23 protein-coding genes are annotated in these 26,263 nt (G+C 43.6%); 9 read left to right on the forward strand and 14 right to left on the reverse strand.

The window, feature by feature from the left end; all coding sequences use genetic code 11:
• Position 1: 1 nt before the first annotated feature.
• From QXF64_00395 to QXF64_00410, 4 genes are read right to left on the reverse strand one after another with little or no spacing between them, the layout of a single operon-like run.
• Complete coding sequence (locus QXF64_00395) at positions 2 to 373, reverse strand: Mov34/MPN/PAD-1 family protein (protein ID MEM1688955.1); 372 nt, start codon at positions 371 to 373, stop codon at positions 2 to 4.
• Positions 370 to 2,148 carry a transglutaminase family protein gene (locus QXF64_00400; GenBank protein MEM1688956.1) on the reverse strand — a complete coding sequence of 593 codons (1,779 nt, stop codon included), beginning with the start codon at positions 2,146 to 2,148 and terminating at the stop codon, positions 370 to 372. The genes QXF64_00395 and QXF64_00400 overlap by 4 nt, the downstream gene beginning before the upstream one ends.
• Entirely contained in the window at positions 2,141 to 3,145 is a 1,005-nt protein-coding gene (locus QXF64_00405) for a methionine synthase (protein ID MEM1688957.1), read from the reverse strand. The genes QXF64_00400 and QXF64_00405 overlap by 8 nt, the downstream gene beginning before the upstream one ends.
• Complete coding sequence (locus QXF64_00410) at positions 3,126 to 4,118, reverse strand: hypothetical protein (protein ID MEM1688958.1); 993 nt, start codon at positions 4,116 to 4,118, stop codon at positions 3,126 to 3,128. The genes QXF64_00405 and QXF64_00410 overlap by 20 nt, the downstream gene beginning before the upstream one ends.
• Positions 4,119 to 4,471: 353 nt before the next feature.
• On the opposite strand from QXF64_00410, the gene QXF64_00415 reads away from it, so the two are divergent.
• Positions 4,472 to 6,856 carry a DNA-directed DNA polymerase gene (locus QXF64_00415; GenBank protein MEM1688959.1) on the forward strand — a complete coding sequence of 795 codons (2,385 nt, stop codon included), beginning with the start codon at positions 4,472 to 4,474 and terminating at the stop codon, positions 6,854 to 6,856.
• A 43-nt stretch (positions 6,857 to 6,899) separates the two neighbouring features.
• Positions 6,900 to 7,793 carry a type II methionyl aminopeptidase gene (gene map / locus QXF64_00420; GenBank protein ID MEM1688960.1) on the forward strand — a complete coding sequence of 298 codons (894 nt, stop codon included), beginning with the start codon at positions 6,900 to 6,902 and terminating at the stop codon, positions 7,791 to 7,793.
• 1 nt (position 7,794) lies between these two features.
• Here the strand turns inward: map and QXF64_00425 are convergent, their stop codons facing one another.
• Genes QXF64_00425 through QXF64_00435 form a run of 3 tightly spaced genes read right to left on the reverse strand, consistent with a single transcriptional unit; the run spans position 7,795 to position 10,830 of the window.
• A complete protein-coding gene (locus QXF64_00425; GenBank protein MEM1688961.1) occupies positions 7,795 to 8,481 on the reverse strand; it encodes a fibrillarin-like rRNA/tRNA 2'-O-methyltransferase in 687 nt (228 codons plus the stop codon).
• 41 nt (positions 8,482 to 8,522) lie between these two features.
• Positions 8,523 to 9,671, reverse strand: coding sequence for a hypothetical protein (locus tag QXF64_00430; protein ID MEM1688962.1), 1,149 nt, complete (start codon positions 9,669 to 9,671; stop codon positions 8,523 to 8,525).
• A gap of 46 nt (positions 9,672 to 9,717) precedes the next feature.
• Positions 9,718 to 10,830, reverse strand: coding sequence for a radical SAM protein (locus QXF64_00435; GenBank protein ID MEM1688963.1), 1,113 nt, complete (start codon positions 10,828 to 10,830; stop codon positions 9,718 to 9,720).
• Between the two features lie 320 nt (positions 10,831 to 11,150).
• Here QXF64_00435 and gap point away from each other — a divergent pair, with 320 nt between their 5' ends.
• From gap to QXF64_00450, 3 genes are read left to right on the forward strand one after another with little or no spacing between them, the layout of a single operon-like run.
• The gene (gap, locus tag QXF64_00440) at positions 11,151 to 12,167 is read left to right on the forward strand and encodes a type I glyceraldehyde-3-phosphate dehydrogenase (protein ID MEM1688964.1); all 1,017 of its coding nucleotides are present in this window, start codon (positions 11,151 to 11,153) and stop codon (positions 12,165 to 12,167) included.
• Positions 12,168 to 12,226: 59 nt separating this feature from the next.
• On the forward strand, positions 12,227 to 13,114 hold the full coding sequence (gene pdxS / locus QXF64_00445) for a pyridoxal 5'-phosphate synthase lyase subunit PdxS (GenBank protein MEM1688965.1): 888 nt from the start codon (positions 12,227 to 12,229) through the stop codon (positions 13,112 to 13,114).
• A gap of 21 nt (positions 13,115 to 13,135) precedes the next feature.
• Positions 13,136 to 14,431: an HD domain-containing protein gene (locus QXF64_00450; GenBank protein MEM1688966.1), complete on the forward strand. Its 1,296-nt coding sequence runs from the start codon at positions 13,136 to 13,138 to the stop codon at positions 14,429 to 14,431.
• On the opposite strand, the gene tmk is transcribed toward QXF64_00450, so the two are convergent.
• From tmk to QXF64_00475, 5 genes are read right to left on the reverse strand one after another with little or no spacing between them, the layout of a single operon-like run.
• Positions 14,412 to 15,011, reverse strand: a complete 600-nt coding sequence (gene tmk / locus QXF64_00455; GenBank protein ID MEM1688967.1) for a dTMP kinase — start codon at positions 15,009 to 15,011, stop codon at positions 14,412 to 14,414. The genes QXF64_00450 and tmk overlap by 20 nt on opposite strands.
• 4 nt (positions 15,012 to 15,015) lie before the next feature.
• The gene (locus tag QXF64_00460; protein ID MEM1688968.1) at positions 15,016 to 16,161 is read right to left on the reverse strand and encodes a site-2 protease family protein; all 1,146 of its coding nucleotides are present in this window, start codon (positions 16,159 to 16,161) and stop codon (positions 15,016 to 15,018) included.
• Positions 16,162 to 16,198: 37 nt separating this feature from the next.
• Positions 16,199 to 16,759, reverse strand: a complete 561-nt coding sequence (locus QXF64_00465) for a UbiX family flavin prenyltransferase (protein ID MEM1688969.1) — start codon at positions 16,757 to 16,759, stop codon at positions 16,199 to 16,201.
• A 4-nt stretch (positions 16,760 to 16,763) separates the two neighbouring features.
• The gene (locus tag QXF64_00470; GenBank protein ID MEM1688970.1) at positions 16,764 to 19,001 is read right to left on the reverse strand and encodes an MMPL family transporter; all 2,238 of its coding nucleotides are present in this window, start codon (positions 18,999 to 19,001) and stop codon (positions 16,764 to 16,766) included.
• A 4-nt stretch (positions 19,002 to 19,005) separates the two neighbouring features.
• On the reverse strand, positions 19,006 to 19,326 hold the full coding sequence (locus QXF64_00475; protein MEM1688971.1) for a hypothetical protein: 321 nt from the start codon (positions 19,324 to 19,326) through the stop codon (positions 19,006 to 19,008).
• Between the two features lie 77 nt (positions 19,327 to 19,403).
• On the opposite strand from QXF64_00475, the gene QXF64_00480 reads away from it, so the two are divergent.
• Positions 19,404 to 20,897 carry a radical SAM protein gene (locus tag QXF64_00480; protein ID MEM1688972.1) on the forward strand — a complete coding sequence of 498 codons (1,494 nt, stop codon included), beginning with the start codon at positions 19,404 to 19,406 and terminating at the stop codon, positions 20,895 to 20,897.
• 3 nt (positions 20,898 to 20,900) lie between these two features.
• On the opposite strand, the gene QXF64_00485 is transcribed toward QXF64_00480, so the two are convergent.
• The gene (locus QXF64_00485) at positions 20,901 to 21,920 is read right to left on the reverse strand and encodes an MBL fold metallo-hydrolase (GenBank protein MEM1688973.1); all 1,020 of its coding nucleotides are present in this window, start codon (positions 21,918 to 21,920) and stop codon (positions 20,901 to 20,903) included.
• A complete protein-coding gene (locus tag QXF64_00490; GenBank protein MEM1688974.1) occupies positions 21,907 to 22,509 on the reverse strand; it encodes an AAA family ATPase in 603 nt (200 codons plus the stop codon). Before QXF64_00490 ends, QXF64_00485 begins: the two co-directional genes overlap by 14 nt.
• A gap of 70 nt (positions 22,510 to 22,579) precedes the next feature.
• Here QXF64_00490 and QXF64_00495 point away from each other — a divergent pair, with 70 nt between their 5' ends.
• From QXF64_00495 to argC, 3 genes are read left to right on the forward strand one after another with little or no spacing between them, the layout of a single operon-like run.
• Complete coding sequence (locus QXF64_00495; protein ID MEM1688975.1) at positions 22,580 to 23,776, forward strand: argininosuccinate synthase; 1,197 nt, start codon at positions 22,580 to 22,582, stop codon at positions 23,774 to 23,776.
• Positions 23,760 to 25,238 carry an argininosuccinate lyase gene (gene argH, locus QXF64_00500; GenBank protein MEM1688976.1) on the forward strand — a complete coding sequence of 493 codons (1,479 nt, stop codon included), beginning with the start codon at positions 23,760 to 23,762 and terminating at the stop codon, positions 25,236 to 25,238. The genes QXF64_00495 and argH overlap by 17 nt, the downstream gene beginning before the upstream one ends.
• Entirely contained in the window at positions 25,235 to 26,263 is a 1,029-nt protein-coding gene (argC, locus tag QXF64_00505) for an N-acetyl-gamma-glutamyl-phosphate reductase (GenBank protein MEM1688977.1), read from the forward strand. Before argH ends, argC begins: the two co-directional genes overlap by 4 nt.

Below are 26,263 nucleotides of genomic sequence, written 5' to 3' on the forward strand. Positions count from 1 at the left end.
TTTATGGGACCACCTCCAGAGGTATTCTTTCGCCACGGTGGTTATAGGCGGCCCAGCTTTTTTGATCGTAAGGATAGGCCACAATGATGTGGATTGAGCCGAATTTCCCAAAAAATTGGATATCTGAAGCTGAGGGCGCGAAAGATGAGGAAGGATGACTGTGAACACTTCCGCAGACCGATGGATCCATTGGTAGCATATGGAGGCGTAAAACCGCAGAATCGTTCGAGCTCAAGGTCCCGGGCAATATCAAGACTTCCTCTATGAGCTCTTTTCTTTTTCTCAGCAATCCCGCGAATTCCCGCGGATAAACAGACTTTGCCGCTCCTAGAATGAACTCTAAAGTCTCTCTCTTGATTTTCAACGACTTCAAATTAACCCCCTCGCGGTCTCGTATGATGCTATGGCCTCGGTCCAGCTCTGATTCGATCTGACGTATACAGAATACGGCAGGACTCCAACGTAAAGTTGCGGATACATGCTTTGAGGCTCTACATCCAACCATCCGACCGCAGGTATGAAGACCTGCACCCAAGCGTGAAGGATAACCCGCTTACCGTCCGGAGTTGTGGTTGCGCCAAAACCCCAGCCAGCCGGAGGAATCCAATCAGATTCCACCCATCCGTTGACAATTCTAGATGGCAGACCAGCAGTCCGTGCTATCGCGAGATATACATTTGAATAATCTCTGCACTGTCCACGTTTACTTTCAATAACTTCCTCAGAGGTTGGCGGTCTGAAAGAAAGTGAGTAGAGTATATTTGATCCCGTCCAGTTGCAGATTTCCTCGGCAAGCTTCCTCTTGTTTTCGTCATAAATATTTTTCAATATTTCACGAACCCTTTCAGTTCCGGTCAATACAAAAGAGTCAGGTAGGAGATAATAGGCAAGCTTAGCTTCCACGATAACGTTATCCCAGAAAAGTACACCATCTGGGACTGGCAAAAACGTTATGACATCAGAATTTTCCCTCAAAAGACGTAGTATTGTGTAGAGAAAGTCTCGATATCTCATCTGGCCCCAGACTGTTTGGATGCTGGCGGGAATGCTTCCGGTAGCAGCTTGTGCCACGATTTCTCCTGCAAGCAGAGTGAGATTTTCCCTGTTCAATTCCCGTAAGACGACATTCCAATCACCAACTTCTTCACCCACTACGGTCACGGGAATGAAGGAGGGAGAAAAGTTTTCACCATTGAGCAAAAACAGAGAGGCATTATAAAGGATTTGTCCGAGAGTCAAATTCTCGAAAACGTTGTCGCCAGAAAAGAGATAGGCATCTCGAATTCTTCCGAACTTTAAATCGATTCTGACTTTGGAAAAGAATCCCTCAAAGTTCTCAACCGGCCGCCCTCCTGAGTAGGTTATGAGAAGTGGCGCATGGTTTTCCAATAGGTTTTCTGTACGGATTTCTATTAGATATCTGGAGTCCAAAACCTCCAGCTCCTCCTCAATTATGGCGGGTCTACCATTTTCTTGACTAAGCGTGAATCTTCCCAAACTGTAACTTCCGCGTCCATATTCCATATGCTCCTCGTTCTCAAAGGCGTTGCACCAAACGTTTTCTGCCCACTCCGGGAGTATTATCCTTGTAGTGCTGTGCATCTCCATGACGCAGGCCTTGTATCCGTACTCCTTGGCTATGCTTGCGACGGTCAGCCAGCTCGTCAGTATTCCACTCAAGATCTCAGAAGCTGCGGAGTCGGGATCCACCCATGCCATCTCGATTACCCATTTATTTCCATCCCATCTGGCAACATGTGGAGACCTCCAATTTAGTAGGATTGTGAAGTTTTCTTCGATTTTCACCATGCTTTCTATGAAATCGATTTCAATTCCGAGCATAGAAAAACTCGACCTCCAGATGCTCTCATACTCCTGCTGTATGATGTCGGTTCCAACGGTTAGGACGAAAGATTTCATAAAATCCGCAAGTTCCGATGGAGGAATGCTTAATTCGGCCCATCCATAGCCGTTTCCTCTCTCATCAACGAATATCCTAGTTTCATGCACTTCTTTGAATAACTTCGGTTGAATTATTTCTAAATTTTCGAAAGACGTTTTTTCCATATGCGTGTGAATAACCCAGACAGACATGCAAAACGCGGCAATCAGCATGGCAATCGATATAACCACGTTTTTCTTAACCATCGATTTTCTCCCTTACTTTCCTCGCAGCCAAAACCATATTCTTGAGCTTTCCTACGGCTTCCTGCACAGTTCTCGTTTTCATTCCGCAATCTGGGTCAATCCACAGTTGTTCTGGTTTTATCACTTCGAGGGCTTTCTCGATTCTTTGCTCAATGGTTTCGACGTCCTCAACGATGTGTGAGTGAACGTCCACCACCCCAAAAGAGATATCCTTAGTGAATGGGTGTAGTCTGAAGAGCTCGACCAAGTCCAAAGAAGAGTTAGACATCTCGAGATCAAAGTTATCCACCGGCAACTCAAGCATTCGCGGATATATGAACTCGAATGCCCCGTAGCAGATATGTACGATGAAGTAGGCATCGACACCTTCGACGACCGTCTTCATCGCTTCAATGGCAAAGTCAAGCTCTTCAGGTCTGGCAGATATGGCTGGTTCGTCTATCTGGATTATTTTTGCCCCATTCCTCCAGAGTTCTTTGACTTCTCTGTGAATGGCTTTCGCCAGCGCCAGACAAGCATCCTTCCTGCTTGGATAGAACTCGTTAAACGACCAATCCATCATCGTGTACGGTCCGGTTACCATACCTTTTACAGGCTTTTGCGTTAACTCCTGCGCAAACTTCCACCATCCAACTGTTATCGGTCCGGTCCATCTTACTTCTCCCACGATGATGGGCTTCCTGTAATACCGGTTTCCATAGCTTCTCACCAAACCACTCAAAGCGAAGCCATCCATATTTTCTGCAAAATATGTCACCATGTCTCCGCGGTACATCTCTCCATCCACCAAAACATCTAACCCTATTTCCTCTTGGAGAGAGATCCAATCTCTCGTCGCTTTTTTCTCGAGCTCGAAGAGTTCCTCTCTGGAGATCTTCCCCAGTTGGAAATTCTTTCTCGCTTCTAGAAGATACGGAAACTTCGGATAACTTCCAACAGCAGTTGTTGGAAGCTTTGGAACGTTTATTTTAAGTCGCTCAAGCTTGCTCCTGCTCATTTTTCCACCTCTCCACAACTTTTGAGAGCAATACGAGCTTTTTGAAGGCAACTTTTCTAGGCAGATACTCCCCAAGCCCACAGGACGGCATCAAAAAAATTCTTCTGCTTTCAGTATTGGCTGCGATTTTTCTGACTATTCGCAGAATATCCTCTTCTCTTTCCATCTTAGTGTTTCTTCCGTCGACTATCCCAAGCCATATATCCTTTTCGCAACCTACTTTGGCAATGAGATCCGGAAGGTTCGGGCTGTAAGTCAAGTCGAATCCAAGACCACCCACGCGGATCTCCAGCAGACGCTCATAAAGTGGTTTAACATCGCCGAAATATGTAGTCAGTATAATTCTCTCTTCGCCAGCTTCTTTCGTTATGATCTCAAAAGCGCTCTTAAAAATTTCAAATTCATTTACGTTTTTTAAAATCGCTGGCTCTTCTACTTGTATAAGCTCCGCTCCAGCCTTAGAAAGATCTTTAGCTTCTTCTGCCAAGATTTTTCCAACCTCCAGTACGAGATCTTCAAAACCAAGGCCCGACATGTTTATTGAGAGTTTGGTGAACGTGTAGGGTCCAATCATCACTGCTTTGACAGGCATATCCGTTACACTCTTCGCATACTCAAACTCTCTAAGGAGAACGGGCTGCTTTCTCCGAGGCCTGTTTTTCAGCACCGGCTGTCGGAAATAAAAATTCGTATCAAAAAATCGTAAAAGTCCATTTATTTCACATCCATCGATTCCGCGTGCAATATGAGAAATCGGATCATACCATCTGATCAGTCCGTCCGTTACTATTTGAATACCTGCCCTTTTCTGCTCTTCGATTACATCCTTAACTACAAGATCCTGAATTTTCTCAAATTCCTCATCAGATATCTCGCCTCTTTCCCACCTTGCATACGCGATTCTGTGCGTCTGCTGATCAGGTGCATCACCAATCTTAGGATAACTGCTATGATTTGCTGCGAAGATCTCCATCACCATCACTTAAACATCCTCTTATTTTAAAACAAGGTGTATAAAGTTCTGAATGGGGCGACCCCAAGCTGGCTGGGACTGGTGTTGGTCAACGCTCCGGATGAACAGCTTACACCAGTCGCCCCTTCACTCCAAAAGGCTAAAATACAGGTTATTTCATAAATTGAAATGGCGGGGAGGCCGGGCCGCCTTCGAAAAAAAGTTGCAACGTAAGCAACATACTCAAGCTCTCTCGGGGGTGTAAACACCTCCAGTGAAATCAAAAATCTCAGAAGATAAGGGAAAGCTGAGATGAACTTTTTTTCAGACCTCCCCGCCACTGATTTAATTGAAGTACTAAATATTCTACATTGATGAAAGGAATTCTTCTGGATGCCGAATACATCGACGAAAAGGCTGAGATGAAGTTATGGCTGAAATCAGATGATCGTGTATTCTCGATCTCTGATAAAGATGTCTTTTGCAGTTTCTTCGTAGAAGGCGAAGATCTGGATAAACTAGTGAAAGTTATCGAAAAGATAGAAATAAAAGAGAACGGGCGAATTGTAAGGCCAAAGTCTGTTAGAAAAGTTGAGATGAAAAAATTGGGCAGGCGACTGGAGGTCATCGAGGTTATTCCAGAGTTACCGAAAGATGTTCAAACTTTGAGAAGGCAGATACGAGATCTCCCCGGTGTAAAGCAGATTTACAACTACGACATCCCTGTGGCCAAATACTATCTCATTTCAAAAAATCTGGTTCCAATGGATGGCGTAGAGGAAGCTGAAACCAAATCTCTGAGACGCGTTCAAATGCCAATCCCCAAGCTTCGCGCCTTGAGTTTTGACATAGAGGTTTACAATCCAACTGGCTCGCCCAGACCAGAAAGGGACCCAATAATGATGGTCGGTCTAGCAGGAGACGACGGCTTTCGTAAAATTATAACATGGAGAAATTTCCCAACTAAGCTCGATTTTGTGGAGATCGTAGGGAGCGAAAGAGAGATGATTGAAAGATTCGTAGAAATCGTTAAAGAGAGCGACGTGGACGTTTTGTTCGGTTACAACACAGACTTCTTCGATTTTCCGTACCTAAAGGAGAGGGCAAAGCTGCTGAAGGTCAAGCTGAGTTTTGGAAGAGATGGGAGCGAAGTCGTAGCCAGAAGGCGCAAGTTCGCCACGGCCACACGTGTAAGAGGTAGAATCCACATAGATGTTTTTGCGATTATAGATTTTCTAGCGACAATTGGTACGATCAAACTGATCCACTATACTTTAGAAGATGTTTATCGCTATCTGCTAGGTAAGGAAAAACCCGATTTCGAGTTTACGAAATTTGTGGATGCTTGGGAAAAAGGTGGTGAGGAATGGGAGAAACTTTTGATGTACAATCTTTCCGATGCTGTGGCCACCTTGGAGCTTGGGCAGGAGCTTCTTCCACTATTCCTCGAGCTCTCAAAAATCATCGGTCAGACCCCCTTTGACGTTGTGAGGATGACGCCTGGACAGATAGTCGAGTGGCTCTTGATCGCTGAGGGTTACCGCAAAGGAGAATTGATTCCGGCGAGACCAGTTGCAGAGACTTACGAGGAAAGAATGGAAGAAACATACGCGGGAGCCTATGTGATGGAACCCATCAAAGGCTTGCATGAAAACCTTGTCGTTTTTGACTTTCGCTCCCTCTATCCTTCGATAATAGTAACGCACAATATAGATCCTTCGACGATAAACTGCGACTGCTGTCAAGAGGATGGAGAAAAAGTGCCGGATCTCCCCTATTATATTTGCAAACGAAAGCGTGGTTTTCTACCCGAGGTCGTTGAAAAAATTCTTAACGCCAGATTCGAGACGAAAAAGAAACTCAAAGAATTGAAAAGAGATTCTTATGAATATAAACAACTCAATGCGAAACAATGGGCTCTGAAAATCATCGCGAACAGTTTCTACGGAATGCTTGGTTATCCGAAGGCTAGGTGGTATTCAAAAGAATGCGCGGAGAGCATTACGAGTTTTGGTAGGCATTATATAAAGAAGACAATAAAGATGGCAGAAGAATTTGGTCTTAAGGTTGTGTACTCCGATACCGATAGCCTACACTGCCTGTTGGGAAACAAAACGAAAGAGGATGCACTGAAATTTTTGGACGAGGTAAACAGCAAACTTCCTGGGATAATCGAGCTGGAGTTGGAAGGATTTTATCCGAGAGCAATCTACGTAACAAAAAAGAGATACGCGATGATAGACGAGGATGGGAGAATAACTGTCAAGGGTTTAGAGTTTGTCCGCAGGGATTGGGCAGCAATAGCGAAATACACGCAGGAGGAAGTTCTGAAAGCCCTTCTCAAAGATGGTTCAAAAGAAAAAGCCGCTCGGATAATCAACGAGATAGTAGAAAGAATCCGAAAAGGTGACGTAAAACTCGAAGATCTCATAATATACACACAACTGAAGATGCCGATTGAAAATTACAAATCCGTTGGGCCCCACGTCGTTGCCGCAAAGAGACTCAGAGAGGCTGGAAGAGAGGTTGAGCCTGGAATGATAATCGCCTATGTTCAAACGCGCGGCAGGGGTAGCATAAGCGAAAGAGCTTATCCAGTGGAGCTGCTTGGCGACAGAAGCTATGATCCGGAGTATTACATAAACCATCAGGTTCTCCCAGCAGTGATGCGCATAATGGAGGTTTTGGGATACTCGGAACGAGAGTTAACATCGAAAACTGTTGAAAAACCAAAGGGATTGGACTTCTTCCTAGCCTAAATCATGTTTTTAAGGAAAGTCTCGGAAATTTTGCAGGATATGCATGCTTACCCCAGAAGAACTTGAGAAATATCGCAAAGTCGGAAAAATACTAGCTGAAGTTCGAGAAGAGATAAGGAAAATGGTTAAGCCGGGTGTTAGGATTTTTGATTTGGCCGAAACCGCCGAAGAACTCATAAGAAAGAAGGGGGCAAAACCTGCTTTTCCGTGCAACATCTCCGTGAACGAAATAGCAGCCCACTATTCCCCACCTGTTGATGATCAGCGAGTAATTCAAGAAAGCGATGTGGTCAAAGTAGATATCGGGGCGCACATCGACGGGTACATTGCTGACACGGCATTTACAGTAGCTTTCGGCAACGAGGTAAAACTAGTCGAAACCGTCGAAAAAGCTCTCGAAGCGGCCATAAATGCTGTTAAACCGGGAATCGATGTTGGAGAAATAGGCAGGGCAGTTCAGGAGACAGTAGAAGCCGCGGGATATAGACCAATTCGAAATCTCACAGGACACAGTTTGGCTCCTTGGGATCTTCATGCGGGGATATCGATCCCGAACGTGGTTGAGAGGACAGGACAGACACTTGAAGTCGGCGATGTGCTTGCTATAGAACCGTTTATCACCACCGGAATCGGTTTTGTGGAGGATCAAGAAAAAGTTTACATCTTCAGGTATGTACGTGACGCTCCAGTAAGGTTGAGAATGACTCGCCAACTCCTGCGTGACATAAAACAGAATTATAATTCGCTCCCATTTGCTGAAAGGTGGCTGTCCAAGAAATTCTCCAAAGTGAGATTAGAACTTTGTTTGAAGGAGCTGGTTGGAAGTGGGGCATTATGGCCATATCACGTGCTCGCCGAAAGAGCCGGTGGAAAAGTTGCTCAAGCAGAACACACAGTCATAGTAACCGAGAATGGCTGCGAGATAACAACGCTTTAATCTACTTCTGGAGAACAAACATTGCGTGATCTTTCTCAAAAGGATCAAGGATTTTCATGTCGAGAATCTCCATTTCTTTATCCAATCTTTCGATTTCATCCCGGAATATTTCTCTAGGTTCCTTAGTTACATCTATAGAACGAGCCTTTAGAGCTAACAAGATATATCCATCCTTCTTGAGAAACATCGATGCATTTTTCAGCATGATGTCTACTTGGTCAGGCTGAGCAACATCCTGATAAATCACATCGGCCTCTCTGACGAGCGGAGCATAACTCGCCGGATTTCGAGCATCGGCCAAAATCGGAATCATGTTTGGTCTTCTTGCACAGAGAGATAAAAGAGCATGCAAGGGTCTGGTTGATATCTCGACGCAAAATACTTTACCTTCGGGGCCAACCACGTCACTGACATAACTTGCAGTAGTTCCGCTAGCAGCACCTAGATAAAGCACTCCGTTTCCTCTCTCCAGCGGAACTTCTTTAATTCCCTTCAATATCGCAGCAGCTAGTTTACTTCTGTAGGGATCCCATATGCGATAAATACGAGATTCGATTTCAATGGAGATTTCGTCAGCATATGCCTTGCAACCAGAAACCAAACTTTCAGTTGCAAGTTTTCTGGTTTTATTTTCGAACTCTATCCAGAAGATGTTTCGGAATTTTTCGTGAGCGATTACCTTTGGCATTCAATATGAAAAACATTATCGCTGAATAAATATTTTTCGAGTTATCGGCTTTCCGACTCTTTAAGGATTTTTGCTACCTTTATCTTAAATTCCTCGAGTAAACGGTCTCCCATAAATTCTCCGGCCATTGCGTCTAAACGTGCCGCGATTGCGATTTTTCCCGCAAGTGCTCTTGCTATTTTCCCTCTAAACTTCTTGGGCGACGTCCTTATAGAGGGATGTTGATATATCACACCGTGCTTCGGGGGTTTCGCCCTTGTTTTCAGCGCTCTGAAGAGGGCCTTTTCCGCTCCTAGAACTTGTATGGTGCTCGCGGGCATTTTTGCTAATTCATCTAAGCCCCCCGCCAATGCTATGAGTCTGGCTCCTATTGTTCCCCCAACCAAGGTCTTTAGGTTGGGCGCAATCTGTGTCATTAAATCGTCAATATATTCAGCAGTTTTTTCTCGTAGTTTCTGCAGTTCAATTATCATCTTGATTTCTTCCTGTATGATCTGTCTGTCTATCTCGTCGAAGGATGCGCCCACAGAAGTCACTGCAGCGTCCTCTATTTTCTTTGCAAGGTCGTCAGAAATCTTTGCGATAGTTTTTATGTTTTCTGCCTTGAAATTTTCTCTGAGTCCTAATTCGAGAACAAGCTTCAAATAGTTCTGATGATCTGGAACAAATCTATCCAGTTCTGGGAAGTGCATACCGTACCATTCCCGAACTCTAACAGTCAGGATGTTTATGAACTTGTCAAGCTCATCCAGAACCTCGATTACACGTATAACAAGTTTGTCTCTCTGCGAGACTTCACGTTTCAACTTCAGTCTAGTAAGTATGAAGTTGACCTCGCGTAAAAGCAAATCAACATCTTTGTATCCGATTTCTTCCCCTATATCGTGAAGTTTCCCTCTGAGCAACATTCCAGCCTTGTTTGGAGCCAGAACTTCGAATTTTGCGTTTTTAAATTCTTTTGCTAGCTCTTCTGCGAGTTGCGTTTGTTCAAGCGTAAAGGAGCTCTCTCCTTTCATGATAAGCTCCCTGATTAGACTTCTATGCTCTTCTGTTGGAACGCCCATCTGAACGCTAGCCAATCTTCCGGCTATCTCTGCAGGGTCATCTGGAAATCTTTTGTATGCTACTAGCTCCCCTTGATCGTCGAAGGCGAACACGCCAAGTACACATTCCGATATGTGAAGCGTCATCCTCTGATTTTATTTCGCAATTCTCGGTTAAAACCTTGCCGAGTTTCTATCTGAGTAACCAAGGATTTCCTATTCTGATTTTCTCCAAACCTTCTTTCTTGCAAATTTTTAGATATCGTTCCGCATCCTTCTTCGACGTGTAGGGCATATCGTTCATCCACCACGTTGGATGAAAGGCAAGCAAAGAATATGGAATGGTTGGATCGAGATCAGCGATGAAAGAAGCAATTTGTTCGATTTCTTCGTCATCTACATAGCCAGGAACGAGTAGTGTGCTCGCACGGGCAAATGGAACTTCAGGACGTTCTCGATGCATTTTGGCAAGCCATTCAAAGTTTTCATATGCCTTCCTGTGCTTGACTCCAGTAAGAGCATAGAGAATTTCGGTAGACCAGCATTTCAGGTCAGCCTTTATTCCACCACCGCTTTCAAGAGAAATCTTCGCAATGTCTTCAAGATATCTCCTATTCATGCTCAGATTTGTTTCCAAACATATTCTTATGATTCTTCGCTCGCTCTCCGACCTTTCTCTAATAAGCTTAGCGGAGGCGATAACGAAAGGCATCTGGCTCGATGGATCTCCTCCGAAATAGCAGACGCAGCCAACCTTGCTATTTGCCTTTTCGGACAGTTCGGATGCGCTCATGACGGGGCCACCAGCAGCTGTCAATTCTCTAAAAGAGAAATTTTGACAGAAAAGACAGCTATAAGTGCAACTTCCTAGAAAAACGGCCAGATTGTACCACCCTATGTCTCCATATGGGGTCCTGCACCATTTTGGATATCCAGCTCCGCTAGAACCAGCACAGAAATCTGCTGGAACACAGTTGGTTGGCAGGGGGTCATGATAGTATGTTAGGAGACCTTTTTCTGATGTGCCGAAAATTCGCAATAACTTTCCATTATTGTTTTTAACGACTCCGCAGAACCCCACGCTGTTTGGTGGTATCTCGCACATATTGCCACAGTCCGTACATTGTACACCATTCGGGTCTCTCGGAGGTTCTGGTGGAAGTCCATGCGCAGATCTTATCTTTGCATGTGCTCTTGCGATGTACTCTTTTGCATCATCGAATCTATTTCTAACACAATCTGGACAAACCTCCAGAACGCTAGAAATGTAAGGAGATTTTTTGCCACAGACCCTGCAGATGCCCACATTATTAATTTATCTTTGGAACCTTTTTATGTGCTTTAAAGGGATCAAAACAAAATTTTGGCAGGACAGCCGCTTTTTCAGCGAATCATCGGGGTTGCCTAAAATTTATAAGCCTCTAGGAGAAGCCGAGAAAAGCTAGCAGGATCCAGCTGAGACTTATAACCAACAAAATATGGCTGAAGTTGTTTTTATTTTCCCTGAAATCCGCGTTCCAAGAAATAAGTTAGGAGGCTTGAGCCCGGCCCGCTAAATCGATTTTTTGATAAACCCGAATCACCAAAAAGCTTAAAAAGCCTGAATGTTCAGACAACTGGATAATCATGAAGAGGAGATTGGCCATAAACGGATTTGGCAGAATAGGACGCCTGTTTCTCAGAGCAGCCCTTGAAAACGAACAGTTCAGGAAGAACTTTGAAGTAGTCGCCATAAACGATCTCACCGGTGCAAATACTCTTGCACATCTCCTGAAGTATGACTCGGTTTTCGGTATCTACAAAAAGGAAGTGAAAGCAACTGACAATTCCATACTCGTTGATGGAATTGAGATAAAGACTTTTGGAGAGAAAGATCCAGCGAATCTTCCATGGAGAAACCTCGAAGTCGATTACGTCTTGGAATCCACCGGCGCATTTACATCTAGGGACGGAGCAAGCAAGCATCTCACAGCAGGAGCGAAAAGGGTATTGATTTCTGCTCCGGCAAAGAATCCAGACGTAACAATTGTTATGGGGGTTAACCACAACTGGTATGATCCATCGAAACACGTGATAATCTCGAACGCATCCTGTACGACAAACTGTCTTGCTCCCATGGTGAAGGTCCTTCATGAGAATTTCAGGGTGAAAAGAGGGTTCATGACAACCTGTCATGCTGTGACAAATGATCAGCGTTTACTCGATCTTGCTCACAAAGACCTTCGTAGAGCAAGAGCAGCCATGCTTTCAATAATCCCAACGACGACCGGAGCAGCTGTTGCGATAGGGGAAGTCATACCCGAGCTAAAGGGCAAGCTGAACGGTCTAGCCCTCCGCGTGCCAGTGGCCGACGGATCGATAACAGATTTTGTCGCAGAGGTCGAGAAATCCACTACTGTTCAAGAGGTCAACGAAGCATTCAAGAGAGCTGCTCAAGGAGAACTAAAAGGAATTCTGGAATACTCAGAGGATCCGCTGGTTTCGCAGGATATAATCGGCAATCCGCACTCCTGCATAGTTGATGGTCTAAGCACAATGGTAATGGACAACTTTGTCAAAGTGCTGGGCTGGTATGACAACGAGTGGGGTTATTCCTGCCGCCTCGTGGATCTCTTAAACCTAATGGCAGAGAAAGAGAAATAAAAAGTATCCCAAAGCTTTAAAGCTTTCTTTTTTCATATTTTTTCCTTGAGGGATTAAACATGGAAATAATCATCGGTTCTGAGCGGTTGAAGAGAGGCTTTGCCAAAATGCAAAAAGGCGGGGTCATAATGGACGTTACGAACGTTGAGCAAGCGATTATAGCAGAGGAAGCGGGAGCTGTTGCAGTCATGGCTCTCCAGGCAGTTCCGGCCGACATAAGAGCAGCTGGCGGTGTGGCAAGGATGGCGGATCCTGCTCTGATCAAAGAGATAATGGATGCTGTCTCGATTCCAGTAATGGCGAAGTGTAGAATAGGACACTTCGCAGAAGCTCAAGTTCTAGAAGCCTTAGGAGTCGACATGATTGACGAGTCTGAAGTGCTAACCCCAGCGGATGAGGAATTTCACATTGACAAAAGAAAATTCAAGGTCCCGTTTGTGTGTGGAGCGAGAGATTTGGGAGAAGCACTCAGAAGAATTAACGAAGGTGCAGCCATGATAAGAACAAAGGGGGAAGCTGGAACCGGAAACATAGTGGAGGCGGTCCGGCATATAAGGTTGACAAAAAGACAAATAGCAGAACTTTCAGGATTAGATGGAGTAGAACTATCTGCAAAGGCCAGGCAATATGGAGTGCCGGTTGAACTTGTCGAGCAAACAGCGAAACTTCAGAGATTGCCGGTTGTATGGTTCTGCGCTGGTGGAATCGCCACGCCAGCCGATGCCGCCCTTGTTATGCAGCTTGGTGTGGATGGGATATTTGTGGGCTCTGGGATATTCAAGTCCAGCGATCCACCGAGAATGGCAAGGGCAATAGTGGAGGCAGCGAGGTATTACGACAATCCGGAGAAAGTCTTGGAGGCATGTATGAATTTGCCAATGCCAATGAGGGGTATAGATATAAGAATGCTCGAGGAAAAGGAAAAACTTCAAGTCAGAGGAGTTTAGTCTGATTTCAGGAAGATTTGGATGAGATTTGTCAAATTCATCCGAGATCCGGTGCACGGTTATATCCCCGTTACCGAAGCGGAACTGAAAGTTCTTGATACGTTGCCTGTTCAGCGCCTCAGGGGAATAAAACAACTTTCAATAGCATCGATAGTGTACCCAGGCGCAGATCATTCAAGATTTTCTCATGCTCTTGGGAGCATGCATATTGCTGGCCAAATCGTCAGAGCTTTGCGTGAACATGTCGAGATTTCCGAAGATGAAGAACAGCTGGTGCGAATAGCGGCCCTGCTTCATGATGTCGGGCATGGTCCTTTTTCACACTCCTTTGAAGAAGTGATGGTTGAGAAAAAAAATCTAACTCACGAGGACATGGGGAGAAGAGTAGTCACGGAAAGTGAGTTGGCCGATACTATAAGTTCTTTGGGGTTTACACCGCAGGAGGTCTGTGAACTTTCTTTTGGAAAAACCGGCGGAAGAAAGGGATATCTCAAACAAGTGATCGCTAGTCAAGTTGATGCGGACAAGTTGGATTTTTTAACCAGAGATTCATACTACACGGGAGTCGAATATGGGCGTGTCGATGTCAGCAGATTAATTCAGGCAATGGGAGTGGTGAATGGAAATATAGCCATAGATTTGAAAGCTCTTTATGCGCTGGAGGCCTTCATGATCGCAAGATATGAGATGTTTTTAGCGGTCTATTATCACCACGCCGTCAGAGCGGCTGAGATCATGCTTCACAAAGCGATGATACATGCAGATGAGTTTCTTGGTTTAACGGATTTTAAAACAATCGATGATTTTTTGCGGATGGACGATGCGTACCTTATTTCAAAGTTGCGGGAACTTTCAGCTTCAAGCGAGAACCGAGATATTTTGATTGTTCGCGAAATGCTTGAAAGGCTCGATAGAAGACAACTTCTGAAGGCAGTTTATCAGCGAAGCATTCATCTACGTGATGCATATTTGGCGAGTCTGCTGAGCGACAAGTCCCTGCGCGAGGAGAAGGAGAAAGAAATAGCAGCCGCTTCTGGAATAGATCCGGAGAGTGTGTTTGTGGATGTTCCCACTCTCGATTCTATTCCCTATTATCCGCGTGAGATAGACCCCATGGAGATCCCAGTTTTTCGTATTACCTCTGATGGAACAAAAGAGATTGTTCCAGTTTCTCATTACTCGCAGCTGCTGAATATTTTGAAAGGATACGTAGATATAATCCGGGTTTACACTTTCCCAGAATACAGAGATGTGGTGGAGAAAGCGGCAGAGAAAGTTTTCGGTTCGATGCCATTCTTTACGCAGATAAACATCTGAGCATAGGTTGAACAAGTTTTCTTATTTCATTTTGAACCTCATCGGCCGATAGGGTCCCATTCACGAGTTTTAACTTTCCATTTTTCGCCAGCTGAAGATAGCGAAGACGAACACTTTTCTGCAGCTTTAAATCCTTCTCAAACTCATCGAGTTTCTTGTTCATTCTTCTCATCGAGACTTCGGGTGGCGTGTCTATCAATATTGAGAGATCTGGTTCTGGTGCAAATTTATTTGCGGCCAGAATTTCCTTTAAGCTTGCTCCACGAGTTGTCTGATAAACGATTGATGAGCAGACATATCTCTCGCTTATAACAATCTTTCCATCTCCGAGAGCAGGAAGTATAACGTTTCCCAGATGCCACATTCTGTCGGCAGCAAATAGGTTCACCTCAGCAGAAATCGAAGTCCTGATTTCTCCGTTTAGAATTTTTCTTATAAATCTACCTATTGGTCCGTCAGTAGGTTCATCGGTGAGGATAACTTCATATCCTTCAGATCTTAACCATTCTGCAAGCATTCTTGCTTGTGTACTTTTTCCACACCCGTCTATACCCTCCAATACAATGAACAGTCCTCTCAGTTTTTCACCCTCTTGGGATTGGGAAGCATAGGATAAAAATAGCTAAACATGCGGCGGCCTTGAGCTTCGCTCGGCGAGACAGAGGATGGATGTCGTCGAGAGCACCGGGATGTCCTCGTGAAAACAAGAGAAATGCCACAAGTCCCCATAACCAGAATGGGAGCTCCGGATAAAACAAACCTGAGAAGAAAAGCGCGAGGCTCAGAAACCTAGTTAAATAGAAATGCCTTTCAAGACCTAGAACCGCTCTGGCAATGTGACCTCCGTCTAGTTGGCCCAAAGGCATGAGATTAAGGAAGGTTATCACTAACATTACCAAACCAGCAAATGCGAAGGGATGAAGATTTAGGTTGACTGGAAGTCCCAATAGGCGTCGGATTGCATCGAAGATAAGGGGAGCGAGATATGGTGCGCTATTTTCAGAAGCAGGTGAGGAGAGTATGAGTCCAGCTGTCAGAAAAACAAGTGACATGAAGAAGCCCATTATTGGACCGTTTGATCCAATCTCTACCATGGCATCTCGAGACGGCGGTGGTTCTCTCATTTCTACTATAGCACCCATTGTTCCTAATATGCTTGGGAAAGGTATGAAGTACGGTGGACTGGTTCGGATTTTGTTCTCTCGTGCGGCCAACAGATGTCCCAATTCATGTGCTCCCAGAAGAGACATCACCGCGAAAGAGAAAAAGAGTCCACCATGGATAGTTTTCGTCCAGAGATAGCCCACAGAAAAAGTAGAGATTATAGTGACTATCAGCAGGATAATGCTTGGAGCCAATCTTTTTTGAAACTCGGGAATTTTCATTAGGTATATTTTTATAGTACTGTTAACTTTCCGTAACCCAGAAAGGTATCCCTTCTGCTTCATTCTTCTTTGAAATTTCAGAAAAGTGTTCTTGCCTGGAAGTGAGCATACTTCGATTTCTATCCAGTTTTCTTTTGCAATGAAATCCTCGATTTCAGAAAACTTATTAACTTCATTTAGAATCTTCGAAATCCAGTCAGGTGTTTCTCTGCTAGCCGCCACGAGAGGCGAGCCACACTTAGGACATTTCTCGGAACTTTCCTTTCCAAGCTCCGCCAGGGACATTCGATAGTCGACATGGCCGCATTTCTTGCATTCAAAGCGTGTTGAAGGTAGCTCTTTCATTCTAACTCACAATTGAGAATTACTCCGTAGAGAGAATTTAAGGAATTCCGGTCCAGCGTTTGTAAAGATCATGTGAGATGTTTAGGACATCCAGAACCTTTCCGATCACAAAATCCACGAGCGACGTAATATCCTTTGGTTTATGGTAAAAGGCTGGATTAGCCGGCAAAATGATTCCACCAGCTTTGCAGATCTTTAACATGTTTTCCAGATGGACAAGATTTAATGGCGTTTCTCTGATGACAAGTACCAGTGGACGTCTCTGTTTCAGGCAGACATCAGCCGCTCTAGCAATCAGATCGTCTGCTATGCCGTTGGCTATTTTCGCCAATTTACCCATACTGCAGGGTATTATCACCATTGCATCAATTTTGTATGAACCGCTTGCTGGCGGCGATGTGAGGTCGTTATAATCGTAACATTTTGTGGCTAGCTTCTCAAGATTTTCTTTGCTTTCTCCTATTTCGTATGAGAGTATTTTTCTAGCAGTGTCGGACACGATGAGCTCAGTTTTTATATCAAGCTCTTTACATACTTCCAAAAATCGTTTTCCGTAAATTACGCCACTTGCCCCGGTAATTGCGACTAGTATTCTCACGGTCTCAACTCTCAGATCGGTTTTTTCTCAAAAATGCTTTTCTCCAATTGTTATATCCAATTAGAAAAGCTGGTAGAACGAAGAATGCTACCAGCAGCGCGTAAGTCACCACTAGAGCAGTTAGCAATCCAAATCTTGCCATAGCGGGCATTCTAGACAAGGAGAGTATGGCGAAGACTCCAGCCGTTGTTGCAAATCCCATAAGAACAGGGGGTAGAATCTTCGGTAAACTTTCGACTAGGGCTTTATCCGGATTTCGGCTTCTTTCTTCCAGATATCTATGTGTTATGTGAACAGCATAATCTATTCCGAGACCAATTACAAGAGCAGAAATTCCGATCGTCAAAACGTCTAGAGACCATCCAGCCAGTCTCATCGTTCCGAATTCCCAGGAGAGAGCCAGGAGCAAGGGTAGCATAGCTCCAATACCAAGCAAAGGAGATCTGAAAAGAACTACAAGTGTAATGAAACAGAGGATGATCGTTAACAGAGTGGATCTCATCATACTTCCCCAAAGACTCCCCATTATGTCGCTGAGAATAACTGGGAAACCGGTTACGGCGGGGGCTCCGTTTATTCGCAAATTCAAATTTCCTTGATAGTTTTCAACATGTTTTCTGACTATCTCGGTTGCTTTTCTCATTTCATCTTCGCTTCTTGTGTTAACGAAAAAGTAGATGAGGGCAACATTGTCTTCACTGAGTACTGGGATCTTTTTAGTTCGATCGATTGATTTCAGCATTTGTACGATTAGTGCGTCATCATTGGGTAATGTGCCGCCACTCATAATTAGCAGAAGATTAGCAATGCTCCAGCTGTGAGTTATCAATCCAGTGTTTTTTGGATCAGATAAAACGGCGTTTTCAAAAATAAGCATTTCTTGCAAACTTTCGCTTGTAGTGGTTTGTCCTCTTGCGATTACCCAGATGGCTGTCTGCCCACCAAAGTTGTTCTCAATCATTTCGAAAGTTCTGACCGACTCGATGTCGGAAGGTAGGAAAGTTTCAAAAGACATGGAGGTTTTCAGACTTAGTGCCGAAAGAGCAGATGGGATAGAAATCAACATGACGATAATTAGAACCAACTTCCATTTATGCGCCGTGGTCAAACAAATCTTTGCGAGTCTCCGACCAAACTTTCTCTTCACCTCAATTTTCTTTTCATGTTTTTTCCCAGCATCGCGGAGAATTACTACCGCGGGAACGAATGATAACGCTAATCCAAAAGCACAACCTATTCCCAAAGCAGCAAAATATCCCAGATTTCGGATCGGGACTAACCAGGAAACACCAAATGAAGCGAATCCTATAATCGTGGTGACAGCGGCGACCAATATGGCTTTTCCGGTGGTCTTTACGGTTATATTAGAGGCCTCTACGGCATTGCTCTTTTCTCTCTCCTCATGGTATCTTTTCATGAAATAAATTGCATAATCTACACCCAGACCGAGAAGGAGCGGTATTAAAGCAACATGCAGAGTTGTAAATGATATTCCTAAAAAACCCATTAGACCAATTGTCCAAAGGCTAGCTATCCCAACAAGGGAGATTGAGATCAAAACGTCAGATAATTTGCGCAAGGCGACGAGGAGCACGAAAAGTACAAAAATGCCAGCCACCGGTATCAGAATTCTGTTATCTCTATTCATAAGTTTGTTCATGTCAGAATACATGACAATATCTCCGGTCATGCTTATTCCAAAGTTTTCTGTTTTCAAGTTTTCCACACATCTCTGGAACAGCTGAATGATTTTTCCTCTTTCTCGCGTGTTTACCGGATAGATGCTCACTGTAACCAATGCTGAGCGGTAATCTTCGCTAAGACTTCTGCCAATTATTTCTTTTCTAAGATTATCATTGGAGAGAATGTTATCGATCAAATCTTTCAGAACGGGTTCTGGAGGAATTGGGCGATCCAGAGATACAATATAGTCTGCAAAGCTCTGTACACGCAAGATTAACATCCCTAAGTTGGGGTCCGAGAGTAAAGAATTCTCAAGAGTTCTCAGAATTTTTACACCCTCTGGTGTGGCCAAATTTTCTCCACTTACAACGAAAAAAATTGTTGAGCTCTGGGGAAATCTCCCCTTTATTTCATCCAAAGCCTTGATGGATGGATAATCCTTCGGAAGAAATTCTTCGAATTCTACAGTGGTTTTAAGTTGTCTGGCTCCGATAACCATCAAAGCTGATACAAGCGAGACCATCACTAGGATGATGACTGCGCCTCTTTTTGTGATCATAATTTCAGCCTTCTAGCTCCCTCAGCCTTTTCATCCTTTTAAGAAGAACCAGTCTAGCAGACTTTAGAAAATCGCGAACTTGAAAGTGATAAATATGCGCAGTTTTACCTTTTTCAGTTCTTACAACTTTTTTGCGAATAAAGCCAAACTGATGCAGTTTCTTAAGGTTGTGCTTTATTGCTCTTTCAGATCTTTTTGTTTTCCTCACGATTTCTTTTAAAAAGAGACCTTTTCGATGCGAAGATAAAGTAAGAAGTATTTGTCCTCCGACGGGTGGTATGTTTAACATCCCACTTACTTCCTTAATTATTCTTTGTGTTTGCATCGTAGGTTATATCACTCCAATGGTTTTATAAGCTTTACTTTTAAGGGTGAAAAATAGAATGCACAGGAGGAATTGACATGTCACATGAAGTGATCATCACCTCAGACAGATCTCTCATGTCGGAGTATGGATACTCGATCTTTGTAGGATTTGCAGCTTGTGCTCCAAAGCTCATTTCAGACTTTCTCTATAAGTTGTTTCTTAGTCCACCAGTTGGAAATCATAACGGAATAGCGGAAGCGGCGCCCTGCGGCACTAGAAAGATGGAAGCGGCTCTGCTAGAGGCTGGCATAGATGTTGTTGTGGCTCATCCGGACCATCTGGACAATGTGATAGACAAAAACACGAAGGTCGTAGGAATCACCACCAATGATCCACGCGGTTTAGGTCCAGCTTCCACTACTTTCAGCAGTCTTACGAGGAAAAGGACGTTTTCTGCGATCTTTTTCGAGAAAACAGTGAAAAAAATCAGAGAAGTGGCAAAACGCAGAGGTAATACTTCGCTCAAGATAATCGCTGGGGGTCCGGGCGCTTGGCAGTTGGCAGATGAGAAAATTTTAGAAAGTTATGGAATAGATTGTGTGCTTGTCGGAGAAGGAGAAATAACGGGTGTGGAAATTTTCAAGAAGGCTCTTAAGGGAGAACCTTTGCCGAAAATTGTTTACGGCGAAACAGTCCCTGTAGAGAAAATCCCTTCCATAAAACATAGAACAATAAGCGGTTTGGTTGAAATTGCAAGAGGCTGTGGTAGAGGCTGCAAATTCTGTGTTCCTAATCTCAGAATTTTCAGGTGTCGACCCATCGAGAAGATAATGGAAGAGGTAGAGGTGAACCTGCGTGAAGGAGCACACGAGATACTCCTACATGCAGAGGATGTTCTTAGATATGGGGCTCAAGGACCAATACCAGACGAAAGCAAGGTTCTAGAACTTTTCGGCAAAGTATTAGAAAAAACTTCAAAGATATCCATATCCCATTTTGCATTTGCTTCGGTTGTCTCCAAGCCAGATTTGATTCCAAAACTCACACAACTTCTGGACTCGAAAACGGATGCTAAATTCTATTCGGGACAGGTGGGCATTGAGACGGGATCACCTAGGTTAATGGAGAAGCACATGTTTGGAAAGGTTCTTCCTTTCAAGCCTGAACAGTGGCCAGAGATCGTCATTGAAGCGCACAAAATTTTGGCCGACCACCGATGGGTACCATGTTCGACCTTGATTTCAGGTTTACCAGGAGAAACCGCAGAAGACATACGCAAAACGATCGAGCTTGTCCAGAATCTAAGAGAATACCGGTCGCTTATAGTTCCACTTTTTTTCGTACCTCTAGGTGGACTGGAAGGAGGAAAGTTTTTCTCAAAAGAAGACATGCTACCTGAGCATTGGATGCTGATGGCCGAATGCATAAAACACGATTTCAAGTGGGTTGATGATCTTGCGAAAGATTATCTTTCAGATCCTTTCCAAAGATTTTTTGTTCGACAGATAGTTTTTAGGATATTCCGCAGGGTCTTAAAAAAGCCGATCAAGTTGATGGAGGAAGGGATAGATCCCACCACCGCTGGTTAATCGCTAACCTAAAACGACTGGTTTCCTTCCTAAAAACTCCGCTGCGGTTAAAACTTTCACACCTTTTCGTTCTCCGGTTTTCCAAACTTCTGCCGTTTTTTCTTTAAATTTCGGTTCTCTCAGCAAGTGGTGATCGTATATCAAGATTTCAAGATTGCTTGCCTCTTCCAGTATCCTTTCCGCGTTTTTCACGGCTCTTTTTAGGTTGGATTTTGCCACCAAGTATCCGAGCATGTAGGTGGATGGTCCATCAAGAATCAATATATTCGGGTTTTGATCAATTATCCATTCTGCATAATTCTCGATAACGGGCCCATTTAAGTCAGAAGAATGAATTAGTTTTTCTTTACCATGTTTTACGATCGTAGAGAAAATCCAACCTATCTTAGAGAATTCGACACCATGGAAAAAAGGTTCGGACATTTGCAACTTGGTTCTACCGAATGTAAAAGTTTTCCCTTCAGGAAATTTCAAGCTTCCATTTTTAAAAGAAAGTTCTGGGATTCTTTCCCAAGTTTTCCACTTTTCCGATAAATTTTTAAACCATTTGAGTCCCTTTTCGAAGGTTTCTTTGCTTAAATTGCGAGAAAGCTCCTTTATAGCGTCTTCATATTCCTCCTTCTCTTCAATCTCGATGGTTTTCAGCTTTTGCTTTCCTATGCTCCGGCAATAATGCTGAAAGAAAGTTTCTGCCCTTTTTCTTTGAGACTCATTTATGAATTCGTTTGGATTTTTTGCAAAAACAATTTTGTGTTCATAAAGTTGTTTATCAAAATCCACAAAGTGATCATAGTGATAGTGAGAAATAACCACGACATTCGCGGACTTTGCAGATTTCCGAATCGAAAGTTTTGCCTTAGCCAGCCAGTAAAGCTTTTTTACGAGATTGGCTGGAAACGATGGTTGCATAATGGCTGCTCCAGGATCAATTAGGATTCGCACATCTTTTGTCCAAACTAAAACACATGAAGATTTTACACCCAAGCTATCAAACCATATAGGTCTAAAACTAATGTGTTTCATGCTTCCTCCAGTACTCCAAAATTTTTTGCACGATTTCTTTTGTTTTCTTTTTTAAATCCTCAAAATCCCCCACGTTTTCGACAATGATCAGCGGAAGAAACTCGGAGATTTTGTCATGGTCGTCTTCTTCGTATGTTTTTCTCATTTCTTCCTCTGGAACGAGATGAATTTCGGTTTCCATTCCACTTCTTTTGAGATTTCTTTTCAGACAGATATCGAAAGGCACCTTAACATAAATTGCCAAACTTTTTTCCAGAATCTTTTTGTCAAAGTTTTTTAAGGCTCTTTCATAACTCTTTCTCGCAAACTCAACAAAGACAAGTCTTCCGGGCTCCTGGAGTTTTTCCACGGTCTTCGCGAGCTCTTTTGCCATGTCATCCCAAACGCTTTCATCTGTAACCTTAAAGCCTCCAGGAGTAGGCTTGTGTCTTTTGAACTCTTTGTCCTCCTCGAAGATTTTCAAAAGAATCGGAAAGTCGTTTATTTTTACAATTTCTGCGTCAACTCCTGAAGAGGCCAACTCTTCCCTAAGCATCTTGAAGATCGTCGTTTTCCCGCTCCCAGGTCGACCTAAGAGAAAGATATTCATACAATACACCCTTTAATTCTCTCGATGTAGTAAGCTTTTATGTTGTGTTTCTCATCAAAAGGTGAAGGAGATGAGGGTAGCTCTAGCATACAGCGGCGGTCTAGACACAACGGTCTGCATAAAGCTTCTCCAAGAAAAATGGAATGCGGAGGTCATAACGGTTTGTGTAGATGTGGGCCAGAGTCCAGAGGACCTCCGGCAGGCAGCAGAAAGGGCGGAAAAACTAGGGGTGTTAAAACACGTTCATATCGATGCGAAGGACGAGTTCATAGAAAAATATGTTTTTCAAAGCGTGAAAGCCAATGGAAATTACGAGGGATATCCGCTTTCGACGGCCCTGGCTCGATATCCGATAGCAGCAAAGGTAGTTGAAGTCGCAAAGAAAGAAGGCGCAGATGCTGTAGCTCACGGATGTACAGGAAAAGGCAACGACCAGTTCAGATTTGACATAACATTTTCTCTACTCGCTCCAGAGCTGAAAATAATTGCTCCAATCAGAGAACTGAACTTAGATAGACAGAAAGAAATCGAATATGCGATAAAAAACAAGATCCCCGTCTCTGTCAAAAAGAAAAAACCTTACAGCATTGATGAGAATCTCTGGGGTAGATCAATTGAAGGAGGCATTCTGGAGAACCCGGCCGAACCTCCTCCCGATGAAATATACGCTCTGACGGTATCTCCGGAGAAGGTCAAGAAAAAGCGCAGGATTATTTCTATAAACTTTGAGAACGGAGTTCCGGTAGGACTTGATGGTAAGAAAATGAAGGGAGTAGCGCTGGTCAATGCGTTAAATAAATTAGCTGGTTCGTATGGGATTGGCAGGATAGAATTAATCGAAGACAGAATTCTAGGTCTAAAGGCAAGGGAGAACTATGAGGCTCCCGCCGCAACGGTAATCTTGCAAGCTCACAAAGCCCTAGAACAATTTGTTCTGACGAAACAGGAATTTTTCTTCAAGCAAACGGTTGACAAGCTTTGGTCTGATTTGGTTTATAGCGGTTTCTGGTTCGATCCATTGAAGCAGGACTTGGATGCCTTTATAGATAAAACACAAGAAAAAGTAACTGGGAAAGTTAAAGTAGAGTTGAATGCAGGCTTTTCGAGAGTGGTGGGTAGAGAATCGCCATATTCTCTTTATGAGGAGGATCTTGTGTCTTTCGAAAAATTCGGTTTTGATCAGCGAGAAGCGGCATCTGTGATCAAATTCTTCAGTCTACAATCTATGATTGCCGGAAGGAGGAGAAAAGTTGCTCCGCAAAGGTAGATTTGAAAAAGAAATGGATAAGCGCATTGCAAAATATACAAGTTCACTAGAAGAGGATATCCGGATTTTTAGACAAGTTGTGAAAATAAACATCGCACATGTTTTGATGCTTCTCAAAATGAAAATAATTTCCGCCAAAGAGGCATCAAAAATTTTATCAGCTTTACTAGAACTGTTTGAAATTTCACCATCTAAGTTGCGACTTCGTCCAGAATTTGAAGACATACATATGGTGGTGGAAGATTTTGTAATTAAAAAAGTTGGAGACATAGGCGGAAAAATTCATATAGCAAAAAGCCGAAATGATCAAGTTGTTGCGGCACTCAGATTACAGATCAAAGAAGAAATTTTGGACATCGCGAGAAAGCTGCTCGATTTAATTCAAGTATTCAATCAAAAAGCCGATGAAACCGCAGAAATTGTAATGCCGGGCTACACGCATCTCCAAGTCGGAGAACCAACGACTTTCGGGCATTATCTTCTCTCGTATGTTCAGATGTTTTGGAGAGATTTGGAGAGATTCTTGCAGGCATATGACAGAGTTAATTCGAGTCCAATGGGGTCCTGTTCATTTGCCGGGACGAGTTTCAATATAGACAGAAAAATTGTTGCAGAACTTTTAGGCTTTGAAAGAATCGATAAGAATACCATGGATGCTGTGAGTTCTCGCGATTGGTTACTTGAATCCATGACCGCTTCTGCGATATTGATGACAAACTTGAGCAGACTTTCCGAAGACATGATTATCTGGTCTTCTCTGGAGTTCGGCTTTGTGGATTTTCCGGAAGAATTTAGCTCAACTAGCAGCATAATGCCACAGAAAAAGAACCCAATAGTTTTCGAAGTGGTTAGAGCAAAAGCTGCCGAGACAATAGGTCTCCTTTCTGGAGCTATGTCGCTTGTGAAGGGTCTTCCCCAATCTTACAATTTGGATCTTCAAGAATTGACACCATTGCTCTGGAGATCTTTTGATGAAACAAAACACGCGATTGAGGTAGTTTCGCTAGCTGTCAGAGAAATACGGGTCAATGAGGAGAGAATGAAACATTCGATGGAAAAAGGTTTCGCTACCATCGTTGAGCTAGCGAACGAACTTGTTCGTTCTTATGGTCTAAGCTTCAGGCAGGCGCATGCAGTTGCTGGAAGAGTCGTTTTAAATGCCATAAAGGATGGAAAGACTATCGAAAAAATAAATGTAAGTGATGTGGCAAGGGCCTCGTCAGAGATACTCGGCAGAAAGATCGAGATATCCGAGAGCGTTCTGAAGAAAATTTTGGATCCAACCAGTGCAATAAAGTCAAGAAACATAGAGGGAGGACCGTCTCCGAACAGAATAAAAGAAGAGGTGCTGAGATTGCAAAAAGAAATCGATGCGTTGACTAGAAAATTAACGAGTGAAAAAGAAAAACTGGAGGTAGTGGAAAAGAAGTTAATCAAGATGGCTAAGGAGGTTTGCAGATGAAAATAAGAGCAGCTATCGTTGGAGTTTCTGGTTATACGGGCGGAGAGTTGCTCAGACTTCTTTTTAACCACCCAAATGTGGAGATTGCCCATATCTGCGGGGCAAAAAGCGCCGGTAAAACCTTGAAGGATTATCAACCTCATTTAGTGGGTTTACTGGATTGGGAGATAGAAGAACCAGATTACAGAAGGTTGGGAGAATCGGTAGACGTTGTTTTCTTTTCAACTCCCCATGGTGTCGCGATGAAACATGCGCCAGAAGTTCTGAAAGGCGGAGCGAAAGTAGTCGATCTAAGTGCCGACTATAGATTAAAGGATTTGTCAATTTTTGAAAAATACTACGGAAAGCATGAGAGTCCGGAGATAAAAGGAGTTTATGGACTTCCAGAAATTCATAGAGAAGAAATTAAAAATTCGAGACTTGTTGCAAATCCGGGATGTTACTCTACCGTGGTTATATTGGCTCTCGCCCCTCTCGTAAAAGAAAACTTGATTGACACAGATCACATAGTCGTTGACGCCTTGTCCGGAAGTTCGGGTGCCGGAGCCTCTCCTACCGAGTTTACTCATCATCCGACTACTGCTTCGAATGTTAAACCATATTCTGTCTGTAATCATAGGCATCTTCCAGAAATCGAGCAGGAGCTTAGTGAGCTGGCCGGAAAGAAAGTGAACGTTTTTTTCACACCACATTTGATTCCAATTACTAGAGGGATATTGATGACAGCGCATGTCTTCTTCCGCGAGCATGTTTTCTCTGAAGACATTCGAGAAGTTTATCTGGATTTTTACAATGGAGAACCCTTCGTCAGGCTACGTGAAAAAATCCCTGAGCTCAATTACGTTGTCGGATCAAACTTCTGCGATATTGGCTTTGAAATTTCCAGCGACGGCAAATGGGGCGTGGTGGTTTCTGTAATCGATAATTTGATCAAGGGCGCCTCCGGTCAAGCCATACAGAACATGAACATAATGTTTGGAATTGATGAGAAGACCGGCCTCAGTATACCTCCCCTGCGACCCTAA

Source organism: Candidatus Hadarchaeales archaeon, assembly GCA_038823825.1.
Lineage (GTDB): Archaea > Hadarchaeota > Hadarchaeia > Hadarchaeales > Hadarchaeaceae > JAVZGN01.

What these genes read in the sequence shown, in the direction of transcription:
- QXF64_00400 (MEM1688956.1), bottom strand. Translation starts at nt 2,148, where the DNA reads ATGGTTAAGAAAAACGTGGTTATATCGATTGCCATGCTGATTGCCGCG.
- QXF64_00405 (MEM1688957.1), bottom strand. Translation starts at nt 3,145, where the DNA reads ATGAGCAGGAGCAAGCTTGAGCGACTTAAAATAAACGTTCCAAAGCTT.
- QXF64_00410 (MEM1688958.1), bottom strand. Translation starts at nt 4,118, where the DNA reads ATGGAGATCTTCGCAGCAAATCATAGCAGTTATCCTAAGATTGGTGAT.
- QXF64_00415 (MEM1688959.1), top strand. Translation starts at nt 4,472, where the DNA reads ATGAAAGGAATTCTTCTGGATGCCGAATACATCGACGAAAAGGCTGAG.
- map (MEM1688960.1), top strand. Translation starts at nt 6,900, where the DNA reads ATGCTTACCCCAGAAGAACTTGAGAAATATCGCAAAGTCGGAAAAATA.
- QXF64_00425 (MEM1688961.1), bottom strand. Translation starts at nt 8,481, where the DNA reads ATGCCAAAGGTAATCGCTCACGAAAAATTCCGAAACATCTTCTGGATA.
- QXF64_00430 (MEM1688962.1), bottom strand. Translation starts at nt 9,671, where the DNA reads ATGACGCTTCACATATCGGAATGTGTACTTGGCGTGTTCGCCTTCGAC.
- gap (MEM1688964.1), top strand. Translation starts at nt 11,151, where the DNA reads ATGAAGAGGAGATTGGCCATAAACGGATTTGGCAGAATAGGACGCCTG.
- pdxS (MEM1688965.1), top strand. Translation starts at nt 12,227, where the DNA reads ATGGAAATAATCATCGGTTCTGAGCGGTTGAAGAGAGGCTTTGCCAAA.
- QXF64_00450 (MEM1688966.1), top strand. Translation starts at nt 13,136, where the DNA reads ATGAGATTTGTCAAATTCATCCGAGATCCGGTGCACGGTTATATCCCC.
- QXF64_00460 (MEM1688968.1), bottom strand. Translation starts at nt 16,161, where the DNA reads ATGAAAGAGCTACCTTCAACACGCTTTGAATGCAAGAAATGCGGCCAT.
- QXF64_00470 (MEM1688970.1), bottom strand. Translation starts at nt 19,001, where the DNA reads ATGATCACAAAAAGAGGCGCAGTCATCATCCTAGTGATGGTCTCGCTT.
- QXF64_00475 (MEM1688971.1), bottom strand. Translation starts at nt 19,326, where the DNA reads ATGCAAACACAAAGAATAATTAAGGAAGTAAGTGGGATGTTAAACATA.
- QXF64_00480 (MEM1688972.1), top strand. Translation starts at nt 19,404, where the DNA reads ATGTCACATGAAGTGATCATCACCTCAGACAGATCTCTCATGTCGGAG.
- QXF64_00485 (MEM1688973.1), bottom strand. Translation starts at nt 21,920, where the DNA reads ATGAAACACATTAGTTTTAGACCTATATGGTTTGATAGCTTGGGTGTA.
- QXF64_00490 (MEM1688974.1), bottom strand. Translation starts at nt 22,509, where the DNA reads ATGAATATCTTTCTCTTAGGTCGACCTGGGAGCGGGAAAACGACGATC.
- QXF64_00495 (MEM1688975.1), top strand. Translation starts at nt 22,580, where the DNA reads ATGAGGGTAGCTCTAGCATACAGCGGCGGTCTAGACACAACGGTCTGC.
- argC (MEM1688977.1), top strand. Translation starts at nt 25,235, where the DNA reads ATGAAAATAAGAGCAGCTATCGTTGGAGTTTCTGGTTATACGGGCGGA.